The organism is Streptomyces sp. SID5910 (assembly GCF_009862125.1).
GTDB lineage: Bacteria > Actinomycetota > Actinomycetes > Streptomycetales > Streptomycetaceae > Streptomyces.
On the sequence record NZ_WWHX01000300.1, the window covers coordinates 1 to 1,140 of the forward strand.

1 protein-coding gene is annotated in these 1,140 nt (G+C 79.1%); it reads right to left on the bottom strand.

From position 1 onward, the window contains the following. A partial coding sequence (locus GTW67_RS10325; RefSeq protein WP_161164502.1) for an NAD(P)H-hydrate epimerase occupies window positions 1–945 on the bottom strand: 945 nt, incomplete at its 3' end. Window positions 946–1,140: the final 195 nt, after the last annotated feature.

Sequence of the window (1,140 nt, forward strand, 5' to 3'; positions counted from 1 at the left end):
GGCGTCGTCCCCGGCCCCCGGCCCGACCACCCACGCCTGCACCCGCCCCGCCCGCTTCGGCCCCTGGTCCGACACCAGCGTCTCCGGGAACCGCGCGATCACCGCGTCCCCCGCCGGCCCCACGTACCGCACCGCCCCGGCCCCGCCCCGCAGCGCCCCGGAGACGGCGAGCACGGCGGCCCCCGGATAGCGCGCGGACCCGGCGGCGATGCCGACCACCCCGCGCCGGTACTTGTCGCTCTCGGCCCCCGGCACCGGCAGCAGCAGCGCCACGTCCGCGTGCTGGAGCGCCTCCAGCTCGGCCGCGTCGTTCGGCAACGGCAGCCCGATGTCGACCAGCCGCACCGACCCGGCGTACTCCCGCGCCGGATCGACCAGCAGCCCCGGCTTGTGCGTCCCGAAGGTCACCGTCAGATCGGCCCGGACCGCCTCCCCGCGCACCTGGCCCGTGTCGGCGTCGACCCCGCTCGGCAGGTCGACCGCGACGACCGCGGCCCGTGACCGTCCGGCCGCGGCGGCCAGCGGCACCGCCTCCTCCCGCAGCCCGCCCCGGCCGCCGATCCCGACGATGCCGTCCACGACCAGGTCGGCCCGCTCGACCAGCCGCTCCCCGTCCCCGTCGGCGGCGACCCGCCCGCCGGCCCGCCGGAGCGCCGCGAGCCCGCCGGCGTGCGCGCGCCCGGGCGTGAGCAGTACCGCCGTCACCCCGGCCCCGCGCCGGGCGAGCCGTGCCCCGGCGTACAGGGCGTCGCCGCCGTTGTCGCCGCTGCCGACGAGCAGCACGACCCTGCTGCCGTAGACCCGCCCGGCGACACGGCCGAGCAGCTCCGCGCAGGCGGCCGCGAGCCCGGCCGCCGCCCGTTGCATCAAGGTCCCGTCGGGCAGCCTCGCCATCAACTCCCGCTCGGCCGTCCTGACCGTCTCCACGCTGTACGCAGTCCGCATGCCGTCGAGTCTTCCCGATACACGACGAACGTCACGGGCCGCACCGGCCGGGTTCACTCCCGTCCACGGCCGGCACGGGCTCGGTGGGGAGGCTCGCGCGGGCCTGTTCGGCGGCGCGGGCGGTGCTCGGCGGCCCCACCGCCTACCGCGCCGACCTGGCCCACCGCGCCACCGAGCGCCGCACCCACCGGCACC